The following is a 19,228-nucleotide window of genomic DNA, read 5'->3' as shown; positions in this document are numbered from 1 at the left end:
TACAGACTATGACCGGGATGAACAAGCTCATGTACCTGATAATGTTTGTCACTGTGTGCATATTTGTTATGCTGCTACCGCTGATGGACTACATTCCCAGAAATAGCTGGGCAGTGAAGCTTTCAGATGTACCAGTATTTGCACCGCCACCAGCACAGGAAAAGACCAGAATAATATTTACCAGCCGCGTGGCAGAAACAGCAAAACAAGAAAGTGACTTAGAGTCGCACATAAGGGTGCCCATCACCTGGACAAAAGAGCAAACCGTGGTGAACATTCTCACAGGTGCTCATGCCGGCATTAACAACTTCAGAAGTAATAACAGTGCGCCTTATCTGTACACACTTAGTCATCTGGATGGATACGCCACCTTGAGCAACGTACCTGAAAACCTTGGTTTCTTAAATCGCCTTGCAAAAGGTGAAAAGCTGGAAATAACCTTCGCAGAAGAAGTAACAGAGCTAAAGCCGGGAGACTTAGCTCTGGAGATAAATCACGGGGCAGTCAACCTGTACGGACTGGTACTGGTAAAAGAAAAACTCCCTGCTAAAACCAGCGTGCGCATGCAGGTTTATGATGTGATGCCACTGGTTGCTAACTTAGCTGGCACACCCTATCCGCCTGGGTGCATCGGTAGTGTACCTTGGGAAATATTCCCCTTTGATATGGAACTAAAAGCTTATCGAAACTTCTTTTTGCTGAGGCAAAAACTGGTGCTGGCTGATGGGTTTTCCACCTACCTGTTCGGCACTAGTAACCTTAGTGACATAGATAGTTACAAACCGGGTATCAGTTACTACCAAGGAGAATACGAAAAAACATTTAAGGAAGAGCAAGAAATGATCACACAAGCCATGAATCAAATTGACAGCACAGCAAGAAAGAAATGGCTTCTGGATTTGTCTCAACGGTGGTACTGGTTTGTGCTGGGTGCACTGTTCTTAGTCTGGCGATTCAATGTAAGGATGATACCTGTGAGTATTGGGCTCATGCTTCTTTCCGCTTTGCTTGGCGGATTCTTGTTCAAGTTCACCCCACTGTTCTTGATAGGTCCGGCCTTAGCTACAGTGCCTATAGCCCTTCTATTTCCAGATATGGACACGGAATCCATATTCTACATGTCAGCAGCAGTGGTTCTCATATGGATGGGGCTGTTTGGAGCGAGAAGAACCTTAATTGTGACCAGCTCCCTGAGCATGTACATACTGTGGTCTTCCTTTTCTGTGGCGCTCATAGCCGGAGCTTTCACTGTGGTAAGGAGATGGCAGGACATATGGAGCTGAGAGTTGGTACAAGCGGCTTTTCTTACCAAGACTGGGTGGGAGCCGTTTATCCTGAAACGCTGAAAAAAACACGATGGTTTGACTATTACGCTACCGTTTTCAATACGGTGGAAATAAACAGCAGTTTTTATGCCATTCCAAGCAAGAAAACCATAGACAGTTTATGCAGAAGAGCGCCCAAAGGCTTCCTCTTTACCATGAAGGTGTACCAAGAGATTACCCACAAAGGGAATACAGAGCCGCTTCCACAGATGCTGGATGCTGTGAGCACCATACCAGAAAATGGACACGGCCTTATACTGCTCTTGCAGTTTCCCTATTCTTTTCACAAGACACCGGAAAACATTAGCTACTTGCAGAAAGTGTTGGAAGCCATACCTTTTGAAAAAGCTGTAGAGATGAGGCATCCAGCTTGGTTTGATGAAGATTTAGTTAGAATATCACAAGACTTCGGCTTTGTCCCCGTATCGTTAGATTCGCCCTACTTAAAGAAAATCATACCTACGCAGACCCTGTACATGCGTTTCCACGGTAGGAATACTGAAAAATGGTGGCAGCATGAGGAAGCATATGAGCGATATGATTACCTTTACAGTGAGCAAGAACTGACGGAGCTTGTAAAAGAGATAAAAGAAACTAGAAGTGATAGGTACCTACTTTACTTCAACAACCATTATCAGGGAAAGGCATTTAAGAACGCCCAAATGCTACTTGAACTATGGAATACAGACTAATCCCGAAAGCGCTAAATCTAAAACCGAACCAGAACGTTGCTTTAATATCTGTGGACGCACTAGAGGAGCGCGATGCGTACAATCTGGTGGTTAGTTTTCTGAATGAAGTAGGAACATATGGCTGGCTGCTTTTGGTTACCAGTAAACCACAATTGTGGCATGAACAGCTTAAAGACAAAGACATCATGCACAGAACCATAATCACAAGAATGTCGCGTCTGCGCAGTGTGAGAAGCACTACCCTGGACAGAGTGTTTGTTATACCCACGCCAAAGCATTTGGAAAGTTACTTGGTAGAAGCATACTACCTTCTGCCAGAGAATGGCAGAGTGGAGGTCCTACTGCCCTTTGAACAGCAGCTTGTGGAACGCTACAGAAAAACCTTGATGGAGCAATCTTCTCGTGATAGCTTACCGCTCCTACTTAAACTGGGGTTTGTGAACCCGTATGTGATCCTCAAAAGCGTGGGTGAAGAATCCTTAGCTGTGGCAGTTGGCACAAAAAAAGAGCCAACACCTGATTTTGATGATGAAATAGCCTACTAAGAAATAAAACCGCCGGAGACTTCCAAAACACTGCCGCTTATGTAACTAGCTTCATCGGAAAGCAAAAAGGCCACTGCAGACGCAACTTCTTCAGGATGAGCTAACCTGCCTAAGGGAATTCGCTGGCACAGCTGAGCGATTTCTTCTTCAGTGAAGTGGTTTAGCATCATGTCGGTACGCACCACACCAGGAGCTACACAGTTCACACGTACATTACTGGGACCCAGCTCTTTGGCAAGTGATCTGGTAAAGCTGATAATGCCGCCTTTTGTGGCAGCGTAGACTGCTTCACATGAACCTCCATAGAGGCCCCAAATAGAGGAAATGTTCACAATGGAACCAAAACTGCGTATGACCATGCCTTTTGCTATTTCTCTGGTAAGCAATATGACTGATTCTAAATTGGTGCGTAAGACTTCCTCAAGTTCTCGTTCTTCTTCTTCAGTAAGCAATTTGTAATGTGACACGCCAGCATTATTCACCAGGTAATCGATGGGACCTACGTTGGCTTTTGCATCGGTAATAGCGCTAAGCAAACTTCTAGGATCAGTTATGTCCACCTTGATGGGCACCACGGTAAGCTGAGCATCTCGTGCCCACTCAAGCAGCTCTTCTACTTTGTCCATTCGCTGCCTGTAAAAGAAAGCCACCTTGAGTCCTTCCTGCGCTAAACGCTTAACCACGGCAGCGCCAATGCCACGAGAACCACCCGTTACTAATGCTGCTTTGCCTGTATACCTCATGACTTTGTTAATGCGACAAAATAAGCTGTGGTTTGAAGCGTTCCCAGTACAGACGCAAGTACTGACCGGTGTAGGAATGCTCCTGCTTCACCAGCTCTTCTGGGGTGCCAGCAAAGATGACGTAACCACCTTCGTCGCCACCTTCGGGCCCTAAGTCCACAATGTAATCAGCGTTTCCTACCACATCAAGGTTGTGCTCCACAACAATGACTGTGTTTCCCTGATCCACAAGCTTGTGGAGTACTTGGAGGAGCATCTCGACGTCGTAACTGTGCAAACCCGTGGTGGGCTCGTCCAAAATGAACACGTAATCTTTAGCTCTGGATTTTAGGTAAGTAGCAAGTTTGACACGCTGCGCCTCGCCACCGCTAAGTGTGGGAGCAGGTTGCCCAAGCTCAATATAACCCAAACCCACAGCCTGCAAAACCTCGAGACCTCTTCTTATGGCGGGGATGTTCTCGAAAACTTCCAGTGCTTCATCAACAGTGAGTTCCAGCACATCAGCAATGCTGAGTCCTTTGTACTTAACTTCCAGGGTTTCTTTGTTGAACCGCTTACCGCCGCAAACTTCACAAGTCACGTAAACATCAGGCAGAAGAGCCATTTCTACTTTGGTCTGTCCTTCACCTTTACAGGCTTCGCACCTTCCACCGCCCCTGCTACTGGGCACGTTAAAAGAAAAGCGGCTAGCTTTGTAACCTCGTTCCTTGCTTTCCCGCAAGGTAGCAAAAAGTTCACGTATGGGTGTCCACACACCCGTATAGGTGGCGGGGTTACTACGCGGAGTACGTCCGATGGGGCTTTGATCAACCAAAACCGTATGTTTTATGTCCCCCTGAATTTCCAAATTCCTTAGGCGCACACTGGTCACTTTTCTTCTGCTTTGGTAGTTCTCCAGTGCTTTGTAAAGAGTATCAATGACCAAAGAGGACTTTCCAGAACCAGAAACACCTGTGACCACGGTGAAACAGCCCAGCGGGAAACCCACATCGATGTGCTTCAAGTTATTCAAAGATGCATCTTGAACTCGCACCCAACCTTGGGGTGCACGCCTCTTCTGGGTAACCTGTATTTGCCTCCGACCAGATACGTATTGGCCAGTGAGAGTATCAGCTTTCTTAAGCTCTTCAGGGCTACCTTGAAAAACCACTTCTCCGCCCCTTTTACCTGCGTAGGGTCCTAAATCGATTACGTGATCCGATGATTCAATGATGTCGTTGTCGTGTTCCACCACAACCACAGTGTTACCCTCATCACGCAAAGAGCGTAGTATGGAAACCAATCTCTCTGTATCACGGCTGTGCAGTCCTATGGATGGTTCATCCAAAACGTAGAGCACACCTGTTAGTCCGCTACCCAGTTGAGATGCCAAACGTACACGCTGAGCTTCACCACCGCTAAGAGTATCCATACGACGGTTTACTTGAATGTAATCCAAACCAATGTTCACCACAAAATTTACCCTTTTGATGAGCTCCTGCATGATTGGCTGAGCCACTTGGCTTCTGGCACCAGTGATGTGGAGACTCTCAAGCCAACCTAAGAAGTGCTTGAAATCCATACTGCTCACTTGATAAATGTTCAGCCCATCGATTTCCACCCACAAAGCCTCGGGCCTAAGCCGAGCGCCACCACATGCATCGCAAGGTACCTCTTCCACATACCGGTAATACCAGTTAAAAACATCTTCGCTTGCCGTTTCTTTTATGCGCCGCTCGATTTCTGGTAGCACGGGTCTGAACTGCACATGTATTTCCCGGCCATTTTCCAAATAGATGGGCAGTTTAACACGTCCAAAACCTTTCCTAAGGATGCCTTCTTTTACATCTTCAGGAAGGTCTTTGAAGGGCTTCTTCAGGTCAATGTGAAACTCACGCGCCAATGCATGAAGCATTTGCTGATAAAACTCATTATCGCGATAAGGAATAATGGCTTCCAGCAGTGGGCTTTCATGGTCCACTACCAAATCCTCTGATGCTTTGGTTTGGAATCCCAGACCGTTACATACTTCGCAAGCACCATAGGGTGAGTTGAAAGAAAACAACCTAGGTGAGAGCTCAGGTAAAGTCCTACCACATATGGGGCAAGCCATCTGCTGGCTAAAATACTCCTTACCCTCCTCGGTCGTGATTGCCACGACCCCTTCTGCAAGCTTAAAAGCTTGTTCCACAGCATCGGCAATTCTGGAACGGTTCTCAGCCTTCACTGTGAGCCGGTCCGTTACCACTTCCAACGTGTGACGTTGGTTCTTATCGATTTCCACAGGTTCGTCCACATCGTAGAGAATGTCATCAAGGAACACTTTGGTGTAACCCATCTTGGCTATTTGTTCTATGAGTTTCTTTTGCTCACCTTTTTTTCCACGTACTACCGGTGCGAGCACGTAAATGCGCTCACCTGCGTAATTTGTAAGTACCCTGTCCACAATTTCATCCACGGTAACGGGTAGCATGGGAATTCGGTGCTCAGGGCAGTAAGGCACACCCACATGAGCAAACAGCAGACGTAAGTAGTCATAAATTTCGGTTACCGTGCCAACAATGGAACGTGGGTTATGTGAAGCCGTCTTCTGCTCTACTGATATGGCTGGTGGTATGCCCTCGATGTAGTCCACATCAGGTTTTTGCATGATACCCAGAAACATCCTGGCATAGCCGCTCAGTGATTCAATAAAGCGTCGGTGAGCTTCCGCATACAGTACATCAAAAGCCAAAGTGGACTTACCGCTACCAGAAATACCAGTAACTACGATGAATTTTTCCCTGGGTATGTTCAGAGAAAGATTCTTGAGATTGTGATGTCTTACTCCACGGAGTATGATTTCTCGTTCCATAAGGGTTCCTTTGTTTGTTCCATACACCACGTACTAAGCACGTGGCACAACTTACTGAGCCTTTTAACATCAGACAAAGAGGGCTCATGTTCGATGCTGAATTCGATTGAGCCTCGAAGTTTTCTTATTTCCAACGACGTCTTATAAATTTTAGCGCTCTTTCTAAGGTACCTTGAGCCAAGCCGCCAAATAGTCTCATCAGCTTGCACTGGCTCGTCCAAGAACAGCATGACTCCATACATGGCACCAGTGTAGAAACGGTTTGCAGCAGCCCTAAGGGCACCGTTCTCCAAAAGCAGACCACCTTCATGAAAAGCTGATTGTATGAGTGTAAGAAGTTTTTCTCGATTTACCATTTCCGAAAGTATTATAAGCTGAAAAACGTCTAACCACTTAAAAATAGGTTTAATTCCTGAAATAGCTGGGTATAATCTAACCGAGGTGATAAGTATTGGCTGTTAGTGTAACCGACACCATGCGCAACGTCAGGCTAAAAACCTTTTTACTGATGATATGGTTTGGCGCACTGGTACTTGCATTGGGATGGGTAATAGGTTATCTATTTGGAAACGTTAGCTTGTGGATGACCATAGCGCTGGTCATGGCACTGGTGCAAATTTGGGCAAGTTATTGGTACTCCGATAAGATAGTGCTAACCATGACTGGTACGAGGCTGGTTGATCCAAACGAGTCGGTAGAAGCACAAATGCTTTACAACATCGTAGAGGAACTTAGCATAGCGGCTGGTTTGCCTATGCCGAAGGTGGGCATCATGGAGACCATGGAGCCCAACGCCTTTGCCACAGGAAGAGATCCAGATCATGCGGTGGTCGTTGCCACACGTGGCATTTTGAAAATACTAAACAGAGATGAATTGGCTGGTGTAATAGCTCATGAGCTCAGCCACATAAAACACAGGGACATATTGCTCACAAGCATGGCTGCCACCATGGCGCTCATGATTTCTTACTTGGCAAATCTGTCTTGGCGAATGATGTTCTGGGGTAGCTTCGGCGACAGCGACGATAGGGGCCGCAATCCCATCATTGCCCTCATTGGTTTGCTTCTGATATTCTTGGCTCCGCTGGCTGCAACACTAATACGTTTAGCTGTGAGCCGAGAACGTGAGTTCATGGCAGATGCCGGGAGTGCTCAAATTACAAGGAATCCAGAAGCGCTTGCTAGTGCTCTGGAAAAACTAGAACTTTATGGTAAGCAAATGCCTAAGAGCGCTCTGGCTAAGACGAATCCAGCCTTCGCTGAGCTGTTCATAGTTAATCATATAAAGGGTGATTGGATGACCAATCTGTTTTCTACGCACCCACCTACGCAGGAACGCATAAGAAGACTGCGCAGTATGACAGCTTACTAATACAGCTGTTAGCTATACCCACAAAGGGAGGTGAGGGCGGTAAAACGGCTTAAGTTTTTTTATATGTTTTTCTAGCCGTTACCGCCCAGTATTTGTTCCAAAAGTGGTACTATTTGCTTCTTACGGCTGACCACAGAGGGCAAGTATTCTGTACCGTCTTTGAATGGTTTTGCCCAAACCATTTGCGCAATGTGACGCTGGCCGAAAGCGAAAAGCAGAGTGCCTTTCTGAGTAATGTCGGTCAGCATGAATAATGCTAAATCCAAACGCTCTTTTTCTAACTTCTCAGTCATGACTTTTTCTATGGCATCTCTCATAACAGGGGCCAAGGAGGAACCTCCAGGAATTTCTATTTGAGCAATCCCCACCCTCACTTTACCGAATGTGAAAAGCTTAAAATCTTTAGTCAGAGCTGAAGGATCCCGCAAAACTGCTTGAACGCGAGCGTGAAAAAGCCGTGAAGCCAATTCATCACGGGGAAGAAAACTTCTTTCTTCCAAGAACTGAGCAATATCCACGTCCAAAGGTGTTGTGGTTACTGACTGCAAGTTAAGTGTGTCACTAACCAGACCGCCTAAAAGAAGCGTTGCCACCTGCCGAGTCATGTGTGCATTCTGGCGCAAGTACTCTCGAGCCACCAAGGTGGAGGTGGATCCCACTGGCTCAATGATTATCTTCACAGGTTCATCAGTGGTGAATGCTCCAAGGCGGTGGTGATCGATGATGCCCATTACCTGCGCTTCCTGCAAACCATCTACAGCTTGTCCAGGTTCGTTGTGATCCACTAGGAACACTTTTTTGCGCGGCGGACTGGCCAAATCAGCCAGTTCCAACAAGCCCCGGAAAGAACCATCTTCTTCCACCACGGGGAAGTATCTGTGCCTATGCAGGTTTGAAAGTCGACGCAGGAAATCCAGACCGTCCTGAGGCGAAACCGTTACAGGGTTTACGTTCATGGCTTCTTTGACAGTGAATGCCATGAACATGAGACGAATAGTGTTATAGGTGTGAAGAGAAGAAGAAAAAACCACGATGCCGGCATCCGTCAGTTGCTCCAAATCATTTTCCGAGGGGGAAAGACCCATGGTGAAAATGACAGCACGCACACGACGCTTCAGCAGTACGGGCAGTAAGTCCCAGCGATCGCCCATGATAACTACATTGTTGCTGCGTACACGGTTGCCTGCTGTTTCAGTAGAAGAAGCTAGCACTAGTGGAACCCCTTCAATGACTCGCGGAGGAGTAAGGAAGCGCCCCGGTATGGTTTTTATGAGTACTTCTGGCTCCAGGCGGACTGTCACTTCCTCTTCAAAAAGCTCTTTTTGTATGACCCGAAACAGATCCTTCTCAGTGACAATACCCAAAAGTTTGTCTGACTTAAGTACGGGAATCACTTTTTGTTTTTCCAGCAATTTGGAGGCTTCCAAAAAAGTCGCTTTTTCATCCAAAGAAGTAAGTTGTTTTGACATATCCAATGCTGTTAATCTCAAAGAACTAAGAAGTGGCGGCACGTCTGTACCGGCAAGTTGGAAAACTTCAAGAGTCTCGTCGTTAGGCTCACCAGCTCTGAAAGCAACATATTCCTCCGGTTTTAATGCTGCATAACCCACTGCTGAAACCACAGAATCAGTATCAGGATTCTTATGACCAACCACATATACCATTTCCATATCCATGCTCATGCCCCTATTCTCATGACTATAGCTGTGTGACATGTGACATATTTTAATTAAAAAAGAGAATATTGGGACAACCAAAAGAAAACCGCTTTCGTATGTTAACATATGCCAGCGGAGGTGATGTTATGTTCTTTTTGGGAAAATGGCTTGCGAATTTTGTGGTACTTGCTATCGTGAGCTTGATTTACAAGGGTTTGACTTATGCCAATTTAACAGCAATGATTCTGGGTGCTTTGGTACTCACGTTGGCTCAGCTTACCATAAAACCCATATTGACCTTGCTTACGTTGCCCATAAACATACTGACCTTGGGGCTATTCAGTTTAGTCATAAACGGTCTGATTATTTGGCTAATGGCATCAATAGTCCCAGGTATTTATTTGAAATCCTTTGGAGCAGCCATCATAGCCTGGATCCTCGTTAGTATAGTGGGACTGTTCGTCAGGCCACTGATTCTCTGACAAAGCGCCTAAAAACGCGAATAGCACATAATAAAGAAGGGGAGCCCTTTTAAAGCGACTCCCCTTCTTTATTAAACTCCACAAAATCCTTTTGTTTTTTACCTTTTTCTATGCCTTTGCCAACCGTTCAAACTGCTCTACTTGCTGCTCGATAAGCTCGATGGATTTCTCCCAGAAAGACTTCTGAGTCAGATCCACGCCGATAAGCTGTCCCAGTTCTCCTATGTCGTGTTTGCCAGTATTTCTTAAAAGATTTTCATACGCGGGAATAAAGTCCTTCCCCTGCTCCTTGTACATGGCGTAAAGAGCTTTACTAAACAATTGACCGAAAGCGTAAGGGAAATTGTAGAAGTGCAGATTAGCATAGTAGTAGTGAGGCTTGTTAACCCACATGTAAGGATGCAGGTAGTCCCAGTTTAAAGCCTCGCCATAAGCTTGTTTCTGTGCATCGGCCATAATTTCTTTAAGTTCACTCACTGAGAGTGGTCCTTGCGTTCTCCTCCTAAACACCTCGGATTCAAACAGGAACCTACTAAGAATGTCCACGACCACTTGAGTATCACCGCTTAAACTCTTCTCCAGAATGAATAGCTGCTCCTGTGGATCTGCCTCGGAAAGAGCTATTTCAGTGATCATGGTTTCATTGAAGGTGGATGCTGTTTCTGCTAGGGGCATGGGTGAATCAGCATTCAGAATGCTCTCGTCACGCTGGCACCAATTGTGGAAGGCATGACCAAGCTCGTGGCTGAGGGTGGTAACTCCATCAAAGGTTCCATCAAAATTGGCCATGATACGAGATTGTTTGATGGGATGCAAACCATAGCAGAATGCTCCGCCACGCTTCCCTTCTCTGGGTGTAGCGTCGATCCACTTGTTATCAAAAGCCGTCCTTGCAAGGTCCGAGAGTTCGGGTGCGAATTTTCCGAAATTGGTCACAATATAGTCCCGTGCATCATTTATGCTGAACTTACGGCTGCTTCTGCCTACAGGCGCAAAAAGATCATACCAAGGCAGACGATCACCATGTCCGAGAATTTCTGCCTTGATTTTTAGGTACCTACGGAATACAGGCAAACTCTCATTCATGACATCCATGAGAGTATCAAAAATCGCCCTATCCATCTTTGCCGTTTCCAGTGTGGCTTCTAGCGGATCCTTGTAACCACGCTTCTTGGATATGGTCAAAAACTCCCCCTTGATACCGTTTAGGCTGGATGCAACCGCCTCATCGATTTTTTCATAGGCCTTTAGCTCAGCTTCGTAAGCTGCCATGCGCACGTTCCTGTCTTCGTGGTAGGCCATGTTGCGCACAACCGTGAGCGGAAGTTTCTCTTCTTTGCCATCCTTCTTCATGTCCACAAGCAGCTTAGCTGTGAGGTTACCCTGCAACCTTGACCAAGCCAGACTGCCCGTGCTTTGCAGTTTGTTTATGAGCTCTTCCTCTTGCTCGCTTAGCAACCTACGAGCATAACGCACGGAATCCTTTATGAAATACTCATGCTCTTTAAGTAATTCGGATTTTCCAATAACCTCATCAAGGTTTCCCAAACCCGCCAGCCACTTCTTAAACCTTGTGTCACCCAGAGCCATATCGGCTACTACGGTGTGCACACGATCGGCTGCCTTCGCTGCCTGCTCGTTATAGGCCTCCACACTAATGGTCAGCTGCGCAAAAGCGCCCAGTTTCTCATAAAGCTCAGCAATAGCCATGGTATGTTTAATGCCTGCTTCTGCTTTAGAAACGGGAGCAGTGTAATCCTTTAAGGCTCCTTGGGACCAGTCGTTAAACTCTTTAACACGATTTTCCAGCTCCTTCAAATCCCCTTGAAACTCAGGAGAATCAAAAGAGGGATAAAGTTCACTTAAGGACCATTCCATCATGGTTACCTTCACCTCCACTTTCAGTTTAACACTGTTATAATGTGTCAAAGGGGGTGCTCACCATGAGAATACAGAAGTTCGAAGTGGTGGAATCCACAAACGACCTTGCTCGCAAGTACATTTTGGAAGGCAACAAAGAACCTGCTGCTTTCGTGGCAGAGCATCAAACTAGGGGCAAAGGTCGTTTGGGTCGAGTGTGGGAGGACGAGCCAGGGAAAAGTCTGTTGGTAAGCTTCGCTTTGCCGGGTAGTACCTACAGTAATCCACCTTTGCTTGGGCTTGCTACTGCCGTTTTTGTGGGAGAGTATTTGGATTTACTCCCTGTGCCATGGGAAACCAAGTGGCCCAATGACGTACTAATTGAAGGTAAGAAGGTGGCAGGCATTCTGCCTGAAGGCATTTGGCAGGATGGACTTGTAGGAGTGGTGGTGGGTGTTGGTCTCAATGTTAATCAAGATGAGTTTCCCGACGATACTGAGGCAACTTCTATAAAACACGCGTTCGGACAGGCTTTACCAGTAGAGCAACCACTCATGTACCTTATCTACCGCATGGAGCAGGTGTACGAGCAAATCGTTGATTTTTCGGAAATCCTTGCCACGTTCAAAGACAAATTCAAATCCATGGGAAAGAAATTGCGGGTACGAAGCAACGATCAAGTTTGGGAAGGAACCGCTGTGGACATTGAAGAAGATGGAAGTTTGATCCTGAACATGGAAGGCAAACTGGTAACGTTAGGTTGGGGTGAGGTTACGCTGCGGTAATTTTCTCAAACACAGCGACAATCCTCGGGGCTTCAGGGTAAAAAGGGTTACCACTTAAGTCGCGGTAAGTGGCTCTGAGGAAAAGCTGATAAGGTTCTGCCAAAGCCTGCAAATCTTCTAAAGTATAAAGTTTTAGCTGCCTGGTTACCTTGTAGGTGCTCCCTGCATCTAGAAGAAATTGCCGTGTTGTGGTAAGTTTGCTACCTTTAAGTGCATGCTGGTCAAGAACATAACCACCATCAACTCTTTCCCACCACTTTCTGCAAAAGCGTGCTTGCCAGCCTTTAAGGTTATCTACATCCAGCAAGAGTAAACCTCCAGGCGAAAGGAATTCTGATAGTTTTCTGAACAGCTCTTGTTCTTCCTGATCACTTTGATCCCAGCCAATACTGGTCCACAAGCTCACCACAGCTGAAAACTGCTTGAACACATTGAGATTTTGCAGTTTGTTATGTATGATACGATTTGACCACAAAGGATTACGTTCTTTGAAAATCTGCACAAAAAACGGGTTCGGTTCCACCCCCCAGGCATCCAATCCCCAGCGAAGAAAGTACTGCAAGTGACGTCCCCAGCCGCAACCCACGTCCAAAATGCTGCGAGGCGAATCAAGTAGCTTCAGCGCAAGACGTGCCTCCTGCTCGGAGCGCTGCTCCAGTTTAGTTGCAAAGCATTTGTAGTAAAGCTCACCAAAGTAGTCAATAATACCATTCTCCATATAAAAGCATTGTAAAACAAAAGAGGGCACATGTAGATTTTCATGCGCCCTCTTCCCCCGCAAGTGACTTCCTAAACGTCCTTACAGCACAGTACTTTTAGTGCCCTATTATTGATTAATGACGTAAGAAACAGATACACTGACGCTTACTTCTTGAACACCAGGCATGATGTTGATGTCCTGTGCCATTGTTTGTGCATCCTTGGAGTATGAAGCCTCGCTTCGCCAAATTGGTGTAGAGCTTTCCAAAACCTGTACGCTGGCCAATTTACCCGGTGTGGCATGCTCAGCAGACAAAGCCACTTCAGCTTTGTGACGAGCATCAGCCATGGCATCCTTAATAAGCTGGTCCATAACAGAGGCGGTCTTCGAGTACTCGTATGCAATGCCACTCATTCCAGTAGCGCCTGCAGTAAATGCTTCATCAATGATTGAAGGTAGGTCTTCTACGGAGGACTTAACAGAAATCTGCACAACTGCCCTGTATCCCAAAAGCTCGGTACCTTTTTCGGTGTAGTCGTACCAAGGGTAAACGCTCACATTACTAGTTTTTATGTTCTTTTCGTCCTTCACGATATCTTTTACTGCCTCCACTACGGCGTTGGCTCCTTTGGTTACCTCAGCCATGGCCAGTGAAGCTGTCTGCTGCGTTGCTTCTACTACAAAATTCACCACAGCCATGTCAGGAACAACTTCCACTTTTGCAATACCATTTACTGAAATGGTGGGTGTTTCCTGTGAATCCGTGCTGGCCGCTCCTACAGGTAATAGCCAAGCACCTAGTAAAACTGCCGCTACCACTGCCAATGCCAGCAGTGGACTGCTGTAGAACTTTTTCATTTTGTATCACCTCCGTCAAGTAGACGCACACGGAGGCAAAAAGTTTCACACAGCTGTCACAGTGCCGAAAATTGTCTCAAGTAGCCTAAAAGTGTGAGTTCCTTGGAAATATGGCATGAGCCAGATGTAACTCTGCCATGAGCTTCTCAGAAGAGCATTAAGCAAGTAAAGGTAAGCATAGCCGTTAACAATCACACTACCCACAGCGTAAATAACTCTGCCAATGCCTGCCCGAGGCAAGATAACGCCAAGTAAGGCTCTTAAAACTAGACGAGCCAGGGTAAAAAACAGGAGAAATGAAAGAACTAATGATAGAGGCTGACCATAAGAAGGATCTGCGCCCAGACTGGAGATGAGCTGAAAAACCCAGTGCGTAAGCTGTGTAGTTATAAAGCTACGCGATGCCACAGTGAGAAACACACTTAACGTAGTTGCCAGTGCACCTGCGCCACTGAGAAGGCCAGAGACAGCAAAGTAAACTATTATTGCGGCAGTGATCCAATCAAGTGGAGCCATTGTCAAAAGCTATCCTTTTGGTTACCATTGCTGCCTGCATTACTGCTGGGACAACAATCCTTTAAGGGGCATTTGTCACACAGCGGCTTTCTTGCCAGACAAATAGTTTTACCATGCCTCATGAAAGAATAGGAAAGCTTACCCCAGTACTCTGGTGCGAGCATTTTTCTGATTTCTTCTTCAGCCACATCGGCGTCTTTGAAACTAAAACCAAGTCGATTTAGTACTCTGAGCACATGACGGTCCACAACCACCGCAGGCTGCCCAAAAGCGCCTAGTACAACCATGGACGCAGTCTTTTTACCCACACCCGGAAGTTCTGTCAAATCCTCAACGTTGTTTGGTACCTCACCATGAAACTTCTCAACCAACGCTTGACAACACTCTTTGAGTCGCTTGGCTTTGGTCTTGTAAAAATTCACCGGATAAATGGCCTTTTCCAGCGTTTCCACGTCAGCTTCGGCTACAGCTTGCGCAGATGGAAACTTGGGGAAGAACCCTTTGGTGATTTCGTTAACCGATTCATCGCTAGCCTGAGCAGCCAGCAGAGCAGCTATGAGAAGCTCATAAGGGCTATCAAATTCCAGGTCAAAATGCAAATCGTTCTTGTGGGTCTCAGATAAGATCTCCACTGCTTTTTGCAGTTCCAATTTTCGTCCCCTCCCACATCAGTATGGCACTAGTAACTGATACATTGAGAGACTCTACTTTTGAAGGTATCCAGGCGTTGGCTTTTGCAATACGTCTCCAGGATTCAGTAAGCCCTTGCCCCTCATTGCCCAAAACAATGGCAAAGGGTTGCCGCCACTTGAAATCCGGCTTTTCTGAAGATTTGTAAGTAGTGACAACAAACAGGTTTTTGCAAAGTTCCAGGGCTTCACCGCCAGTGACATAGACAAAAGGAGCTAGGAAATTGCCTGCCAAAGCACGCACAACCTTGGGATTGTAAACGTCAGCGCTCCCAGTAGTTAGTATTACCCCGTAATCAAAGGCCGCTGCCGTTCGAAGTATGGTGCCCAAGTTACCTGGATCTTGAAGCTGTTCCAAAACCACAATACGCTTACGCTTTAGGACCTGCTGGGGTGTCCAATCCCTTTTCTGAGCAATGGCTATGACACCCTGATCTCCTGCTACATCGCTTACAGCTTCCATAACCCCTGGAGCGCACTGAGTAACTACGGCGTTCACTTTAGGTAAGTCTTTGGCATCTTTACTGTAAAGGAGTTCTAACACCTTTCCACCTGACTGAACGTAAGCTTCAATGGCTTTCGGACCCTCCAGAACAAACTGACCCTTTTCATCACGTGCTTTCTTACTACTTAGCAGTTTTTTGATTTCCTTTATTTTTGGATTCTTTGGACTCTCTATGAATCTCACGGAAGCAACTCCTGAGAAAGTATGACCTTACCGCCCATGTCCTCGATGTGCTGCAGCGCTTTCTGGGAATCATCAGGATTAACATTTACACCTTTTACTGCGTCAGCCACAACAAAGGTTTCATACCTGTAGCGAAGCGCGTCAACAGCCGTTTCTTTTACACAGTAGTCAGTAGCAAGACCCACAACGAAAACCCTGTTTACGCCACGATCTTTAAAAATTTGATGCAGACCCGTACCTTGAAAACCACTATATGCTTCAAACTCCGGATGCGTGCCTTTGTCTAAAATGATGCCCTTTTCAGAAAGATAAAGTTGGGGGTGAAATTCAGCACCTGGTGTCCACTGCACACAGTGAGGTGGCCAAATACCACCATATGCTTTGAATGAAAGATGATTTTCTGGATGCCAATCTCTGGTGTAAACGATTACTGAACCAGCTTCTTCTGCTTTCTTAATGATCCTGTTTACCACATCTATTATTTCATCTCCCTGGGGCACCGCCAAGGTGCCCCCAGGACAAAAATCCCTTTGAATATCAACTACAATGAGCCCGTCGGTGGGCTGAAAATCTATCATTTAATGCTTCACCATCCCAGCTCTTTTAGGCGAGCCAACCTCTTTTCACGGTCATTAACAAAGCGCTCGATGCCATGGAATATGGACTGAGGATCAAGGTGCGCTTCCTCGATGACTTCTTCCACGGTGCCACCAGTTCTCCAATTGTTGTCCCAGTCACTGGATAGAGAATACTCCTCATTCAGCTTGGAGAACAACCACGGCTGCATTAATGAGAGAGCCTCGTTGGTAATGACCATGGAATCAGCCCAATCAGTGGGCGGCAAAATCTGCATGCGGTAATGTTCAGGTTGCATGTCAAAGAGTTCTCTGCTTATGGCCGCAATGATTTTCACATTGAAAGCTTTTCTTATTTCAGGCAGTATGCTTACGAGGTTAGCAGTGGTACTTGTTCCCCTGACAATAACTGTGCCCTGCTTAGGACGAGCTGGATCAAAATCGTTAATGAGATAAGCTCCCTTCGCAGCCTCAAAATAGTGAGCAATGCCCAGTGCCTTTCTGTCAGGTATGGTTATGGGCGGCCTAGTTAGGTGCAAAGCAACGATGGGAACATCCTTACTAAGCGCTTCGCCCAGAACTACTGGCACTTCGTTGTGCTCCCAAGGATAAAGGTTGATTATCTTTCCCTTGGGGAACAGCTGAGAAACACCTGGAGCGAACACACCAAAGTGCGTACGCGAGTCTTCAGCAGTCTCAGGACCAGAGTGACCAAGGACCCAAATGACCTTTCCCACCTTAAGTGGGCAATCCTGAGCCAGTTGGCTGAGAAGTCTCATGGGACCGTATTTAAGGTAAGCAAAAGAGCCGTAGGTGGACATGATAACCCAGTAGCCGTTGAATTCTTCGTAGGGGTTCTCAGCCATGTTCACAGTTACCATACCGGCAGCTAAGCCTGAGTTCATGAACTCCGTTATTTCAGAAGGAAGTATGGCACCATCAATGTTGGTGGAACGGTCATACCAACCCCAACCTGGGTTGTCGCCCCAACCTTGACCGAAGCCGTGCAAGTTAGTGGATTCAGTTAGGTCAGCCGAGGTAGCTATGATCAAGGGCCTGTTGTACTTACGACCGATGGCAGCGTTCACATAGCTGCCCCACTTTATCAAAGCTGCACGGTTAGGCACCTTTTCACCAGGCTTCGCAAACATTTCCTCAGGGTACTTGGTGTAGTCATAAATGTCAGGATCTTTGTATGGGTTCACATCCAGCTTGAACGTGGGAACAGCCTTAGGTAGGCTTTCACCAATTTCAGTAAGCCTATCGGTGATGTATTCCACCAGTTCACGGTCGTTACGCAGCACACTTAAGGCAATGTCGATATTATTCTTGAATTGCTTCAGCTCTTCTTCCCTATCTTCGGGAGCGGGTTTGCCAAAACCGTCGTACTCCACACCATATTTTTCCATGAATCCTTTACGTATTTCCCAGAACAAAGGAGCATTCTTCTTTATGGGCGTGCCATGGGATTTATTGTCATAGACACCGTAACCATAGCCTTTTCTGGTCTTGAAGTACATGGCTGTGGGAAGTAATTCATCAGGATGATCCAAGGCGTCCACAAAGACCTTCCATATGTTGTTCCAGTCGTGGCCTTCTAAGGTACCGAATACTCTCCAACCATGAGAAGCAAACCATTCATCAGGCCCACCAAAGACCACTGAAGATGTTCTTCTATCATCAATGCCAAAATCGTTCCAGTCCACCAGCCAGTAAAGGTTGCCAAGACCATAGCCCCATGCACCATTCTTAGCTTCATGTGATCCGCCTGCTGTTAAGGCTCCTTCACCTTCAATGGCAAAAACTTTGAACTCCGATAAACCAGCTTTTTTCAAAGCTAGTGCTTCTCCCACGGAGGCTGGTAAACCGTGAGCCGATGGGCCCGTGTTGAACTTGAGGAACATGGTCTTGCCACCAAATTCAGCGTGACCTGGCAAGCCACCGCGGTGCCTAAAATGTAGCAAATCTTCTGGCAATACAATCTTTTCGGGAGCGATGAAAAACCGTTGATCACCCGTATCTGTGAAACGCAAGCGGAAAGCATCTCCGATCATGGCAAGCACAGCATCCACCATTGGGATGGTATGCCCCGCTGCCAAAATGAAACGGTCGCTAAAACGGTACTCCGGACGACGTATGTCGTACCGCATCTTGCCACCGAACATGAGAGCTAAAAGCATTTGAGTCTTGGAGTGACTTCCGCCTGGATGACCACTCTGCCTGTAATTCAGCATGATATCCATGAGTTCGAAAGAGATGTCCTTCATCTTCTCCCAGTATTTGAAGTCATTTTGCATGAAAAAACCTCCTTTAATTGATGGTAAGAAGCTGCATAAGTTAATTATAATTTAAACAGCGCCCCATTGTCCAAAAAAGGAGGTTTTGGTGTACATGAAAGAGTTCTTAACCACACGTGAGGATTATCATCTGCTGCATCCGCGCCAAGTAATCATACTGGTGGTTGGTAGTTTTGAAAGAGCAAACATGATGCCCTTAGGGTGGCATACCATCCTCTCAAGGAACCCGTTTTTGGTTGGACTGGCTATTTCGCCTAAGCGTTTTAGTCACAGCATGCTCATGGATTTCCCTTTTGCCACCATAAACTTAGTAGATAAGTCCTTCGAGGAGCTGGTTGAAAATACGGGAAAATGCTCAGGAAAGAACGTGGATAAGTTTGAACAGTTCCACGTCAATAAGGTACTTGCGGAGAATGGTAGCGCCTACATTGAAGGCATACCAGCTTACTTGGAAGCAACTAGAAAAGGTTATTTTGAAACAGGTGATCACACCCTCTTTGTGCTGGAAATTACAAAATCCGTGCTAAAGCGTCCCTTTTGCCCGCTGTTCCAGATAGCAGGTGACCAGTATCAGCAGTTCTTAGTTGAATGAACACAAAAAAAACAGCAC

General features: G+C 46.4%; 19 protein-coding genes. 7 read left to right on the top strand and 12 right to left on the bottom strand.

The window, feature by feature from the left end; all coding sequences use genetic code 11:
* Positions 1–8 precede the first annotated feature (8 nt).
* From COPRO5265_RS01880 to COPRO5265_RS01870, 3 genes are read left to right on the top strand one after another with little or no spacing between them, the layout of a single operon-like run.
* Entirely contained in the window at positions 9–1,283 is a 1,275-nt protein-coding gene (locus COPRO5265_RS01880) for a hypothetical protein (protein ID WP_236608234.1), read from the top strand.
* A complete protein-coding gene (locus COPRO5265_RS01875) occupies positions 1,274–2,017 on the top strand; it encodes a DUF72 domain-containing protein (protein WP_012544310.1) in 744 nt (247 codons plus the stop codon). Before COPRO5265_RS01880 ends, COPRO5265_RS01875 begins: the two co-directional genes overlap by 10 nt.
* Positions 2,002–2,562, top strand: coding sequence for a hypothetical protein (locus COPRO5265_RS01870; protein ID WP_083760211.1), 561 nt, complete (start codon positions 2,002–2,004; stop codon positions 2,560–2,562). Before COPRO5265_RS01875 ends, COPRO5265_RS01870 begins: the two co-directional genes overlap by 16 nt.
* Here the strand turns inward: COPRO5265_RS01870 and ymfI are convergent.
* The 3 genes from ymfI to COPRO5265_RS01855 are packed head-to-tail and all read right to left on the bottom strand — an operon-like array spanning position 2,559 to position 6,494.
* On the bottom strand, positions 2,559–3,305 hold the full coding sequence (ymfI, locus tag COPRO5265_RS01865; protein ID WP_012544855.1) for an elongation factor P 5-aminopentanone reductase: 747 nt from the start codon (positions 3,303–3,305) through the stop codon (positions 2,559–2,561). The genes COPRO5265_RS01870 and ymfI overlap by 4 nt on opposite strands.
* A 7-nt stretch (positions 3,306–3,312) precedes the next feature.
* Positions 3,313–6,138, bottom strand: a complete 2,826-nt coding sequence (gene uvrA / locus COPRO5265_RS01860; protein WP_012544006.1) for an excinuclease ABC subunit UvrA — start codon at positions 6,136–6,138, stop codon at positions 3,313–3,315.
* A complete protein-coding gene (locus COPRO5265_RS01855) occupies positions 6,108–6,494 on the bottom strand; it encodes a hypothetical protein (RefSeq protein ID WP_083760210.1) in 387 nt (128 codons plus the stop codon). Before COPRO5265_RS01855 ends, uvrA begins: the two co-directional genes overlap by 31 nt.
* 119 nt (positions 6,495–6,613) lie before the next feature.
* Here COPRO5265_RS01855 and COPRO5265_RS01850 point away from each other — a divergent pair, with 119 nt between their 5' ends.
* A complete protein-coding gene (locus tag COPRO5265_RS01850; RefSeq protein WP_012544615.1) occupies positions 6,614–7,510 on the top strand; it encodes a zinc metalloprotease HtpX in 897 nt (298 codons plus the stop codon).
* Positions 7,511–7,581: 71 nt separating this feature from the next.
* On the opposite strand, the gene COPRO5265_RS01845 is transcribed toward COPRO5265_RS01850, so the two are convergent.
* Entirely contained in the window at positions 7,582–9,225 is a 1,644-nt protein-coding gene (locus tag COPRO5265_RS01845; protein ID WP_236608233.1) for a putative manganese-dependent inorganic diphosphatase, read from the bottom strand.
* Positions 9,226–9,314: 89 nt separating this feature from the next.
* On the opposite strand from COPRO5265_RS01845, the gene COPRO5265_RS01840 reads away from it, so the two are divergent.
* Positions 9,315–9,650, top strand: coding sequence for a phage holin family protein (locus COPRO5265_RS01840; protein ID WP_041735575.1), 336 nt, complete (start codon positions 9,315–9,317; stop codon positions 9,648–9,650).
* 108 nt (positions 9,651–9,758) lie between these two features.
* Here the strand turns inward: COPRO5265_RS01840 and COPRO5265_RS01835 are convergent, their stop codons facing one another.
* Entirely contained in the window at positions 9,759–11,531 is a 1,773-nt protein-coding gene (locus tag COPRO5265_RS01835; RefSeq protein ID WP_012544748.1) for a M3 family oligoendopeptidase, read from the bottom strand.
* A 62-nt stretch (positions 11,532–11,593) separates the two neighbouring features.
* Between COPRO5265_RS01835 and COPRO5265_RS01830 the strand changes: the two genes are divergently transcribed.
* Positions 11,594–12,295, top strand: a complete 702-nt coding sequence (locus tag COPRO5265_RS01830) for a biotin--[acetyl-CoA-carboxylase] ligase (RefSeq protein ID WP_012544756.1) — start codon at positions 11,594–11,596, stop codon at positions 12,293–12,295.
* Here the strand turns inward: COPRO5265_RS01830 and COPRO5265_RS01825 are convergent.
* The 7 genes from COPRO5265_RS01825 to COPRO5265_RS01795 all read right to left on the bottom strand — a co-directional run bounded on the left by COPRO5265_RS01825 (position 12,282) and on the right by COPRO5265_RS01795 (position 18,618).
* Complete coding sequence (locus COPRO5265_RS01825; RefSeq protein ID WP_234397875.1) at positions 12,282–13,013, bottom strand: class I SAM-dependent methyltransferase; 732 nt, start codon at positions 13,011–13,013, stop codon at positions 12,282–12,284. The genes COPRO5265_RS01830 and COPRO5265_RS01825 overlap by 14 nt on opposite strands.
* Before the next feature lie 108 nt (positions 13,014–13,121).
* Positions 13,122–13,853, bottom strand: coding sequence for an SIMPL domain-containing protein (locus COPRO5265_RS01820; protein ID WP_012543858.1), 732 nt, complete (start codon positions 13,851–13,853; stop codon positions 13,122–13,124).
* A gap of 45 nt (positions 13,854–13,898) precedes the next feature.
* The gene (locus COPRO5265_RS01815; protein WP_012544670.1) at positions 13,899–14,369 is read right to left on the bottom strand and encodes a hypothetical protein; all 471 of its coding nucleotides are present in this window, start codon (positions 14,367–14,369) and stop codon (positions 13,899–13,901) included.
* Positions 14,370–14,371: 2 nt separating this feature from the next.
* Complete coding sequence (locus tag COPRO5265_RS01810) at positions 14,372–15,019, bottom strand: endonuclease III domain-containing protein (RefSeq protein WP_107763768.1); 648 nt, start codon at positions 15,017–15,019, stop codon at positions 14,372–14,374.
* Positions 14,985–15,746 carry a TrmH family RNA methyltransferase gene (locus COPRO5265_RS01805; RefSeq protein WP_012543724.1) on the bottom strand — a complete coding sequence of 254 codons (762 nt, stop codon included), beginning with the start codon at positions 15,744–15,746 and terminating at the stop codon, positions 14,985–14,987. The genes COPRO5265_RS01810 and COPRO5265_RS01805 overlap by 35 nt, the downstream gene beginning before the upstream one ends.
* Positions 15,743–16,324 (bottom strand): bifunctional nicotinamidase/pyrazinamidase, encoded by a 582-nt coding sequence (gene pncA, locus COPRO5265_RS01800; protein WP_012544363.1) that lies wholly within the window; start codon positions 16,322–16,324, stop codon positions 15,743–15,745. Before pncA ends, COPRO5265_RS01805 begins: the two co-directional genes overlap by 4 nt.
* A gap of 8 nt (positions 16,325–16,332) precedes the next feature.
* Positions 16,333–18,618, bottom strand: coding sequence for a transketolase (locus COPRO5265_RS01795; RefSeq protein WP_012544065.1), 2,286 nt, complete (start codon positions 18,616–18,618; stop codon positions 16,333–16,335).
* 94 nt (positions 18,619–18,712) lie between these two features.
* Here COPRO5265_RS01795 and COPRO5265_RS01790 point away from each other — a divergent pair, with 94 nt between their 5' ends.
* Positions 18,713–19,210 carry a flavin reductase family protein gene (locus COPRO5265_RS01790; protein WP_012543758.1) on the top strand — a complete coding sequence of 166 codons (498 nt, stop codon included), beginning with the start codon at positions 18,713–18,715 and terminating at the stop codon, positions 19,208–19,210.
* The last annotated feature ends 18 nt before the right edge of the window (positions 19,211–19,228 follow it).

Source organism: Coprothermobacter proteolyticus DSM 5265 (genome assembly GCF_000020945.1).
In the GTDB taxonomy this organism is placed as follows: Bacteria; Coprothermobacterota; Coprothermobacteria; order Coprothermobacterales; family Coprothermobacteraceae; genus Coprothermobacter; species Coprothermobacter proteolyticus.
The sequence above is the reverse complement of the archived record's forward strand: the minus strand, read 5'-3'. Positions and strand labels throughout refer to the sequence as shown.

Excerpts from the sequence above, each read along its gene's own strand:
- COPRO5265_RS01870 (WP_083760211.1), top strand. The coding sequence starts at position 2,002 with ATGGAATACAGACTAATCCCGAAAGCGCTAAATCTAAAACCGAACCAG.
- COPRO5265_RS01840 (WP_041735575.1), top strand. The coding sequence starts at position 9,315 with ATGTTCTTTTTGGGAAAATGGCTTGCGAATTTTGTGGTACTTGCTATC.
- ymfI (WP_012544855.1), bottom strand. The coding sequence starts at position 3,305 with ATGAGGTATACAGGCAAAGCAGCATTAGTAACGGGTGGTTCTCGTGGC.
- COPRO5265_RS01875 (WP_012544310.1), top strand. The coding sequence starts at position 1,274 with ATGGAGCTGAGAGTTGGTACAAGCGGCTTTTCTTACCAAGACTGGGTG.
- uvrA (WP_012544006.1), bottom strand. The coding sequence starts at position 6,138 with ATGGAACGAGAAATCATACTCCGTGGAGTAAGACATCACAATCTCAAG.
- COPRO5265_RS01795 (WP_012544065.1), bottom strand. The coding sequence starts at position 18,618 with ATGCAAAATGACTTCAAATACTGGGAGAAGATGAAGGACATCTCTTTC.
- COPRO5265_RS01845 (WP_236608233.1), bottom strand. The coding sequence starts at position 9,225 with ATGTCACACAGCTATAGTCATGAGAATAGGGGCATGAGCATGGATATG.
- COPRO5265_RS01880 (WP_236608234.1), top strand. The coding sequence starts at position 9 with ATGACCGGGATGAACAAGCTCATGTACCTGATAATGTTTGTCACTGTG.
- COPRO5265_RS01835 (WP_012544748.1), bottom strand. The coding sequence starts at position 11,531 with ATGATGGAATGGTCCTTAAGTGAACTTTATCCCTCTTTTGATTCTCCT.
- COPRO5265_RS01855 (WP_083760210.1), bottom strand. The coding sequence starts at position 6,494 with ATGGTAAATCGAGAAAAACTTCTTACACTCATACAATCAGCTTTTCAT.
- COPRO5265_RS01815 (WP_012544670.1), bottom strand. The coding sequence starts at position 14,369 with ATGGCTCCACTTGATTGGATCACTGCCGCAATAATAGTTTACTTTGCT.
- COPRO5265_RS01825 (WP_234397875.1), bottom strand. The coding sequence starts at position 13,013 with ATGGAGAATGGTATTATTGACTACTTTGGTGAGCTTTACTACAAATGC.
- pncA (WP_012544363.1), bottom strand. The coding sequence starts at position 16,324 with ATGATAGATTTTCAGCCCACCGACGGGCTCATTGTAGTTGATATTCAA.
- COPRO5265_RS01850 (WP_012544615.1), top strand. The coding sequence starts at position 6,614 with ATGCGCAACGTCAGGCTAAAAACCTTTTTACTGATGATATGGTTTGGC.
- COPRO5265_RS01790 (WP_012543758.1), top strand. The coding sequence starts at position 18,713 with ATGAAAGAGTTCTTAACCACACGTGAGGATTATCATCTGCTGCATCCG.
- COPRO5265_RS01830 (WP_012544756.1), top strand. The coding sequence starts at position 11,594 with ATGAGAATACAGAAGTTCGAAGTGGTGGAATCCACAAACGACCTTGCT.
- COPRO5265_RS01820 (WP_012543858.1), bottom strand. The coding sequence starts at position 13,853 with ATGAAAAAGTTCTACAGCAGTCCACTGCTGGCATTGGCAGTGGTAGCG.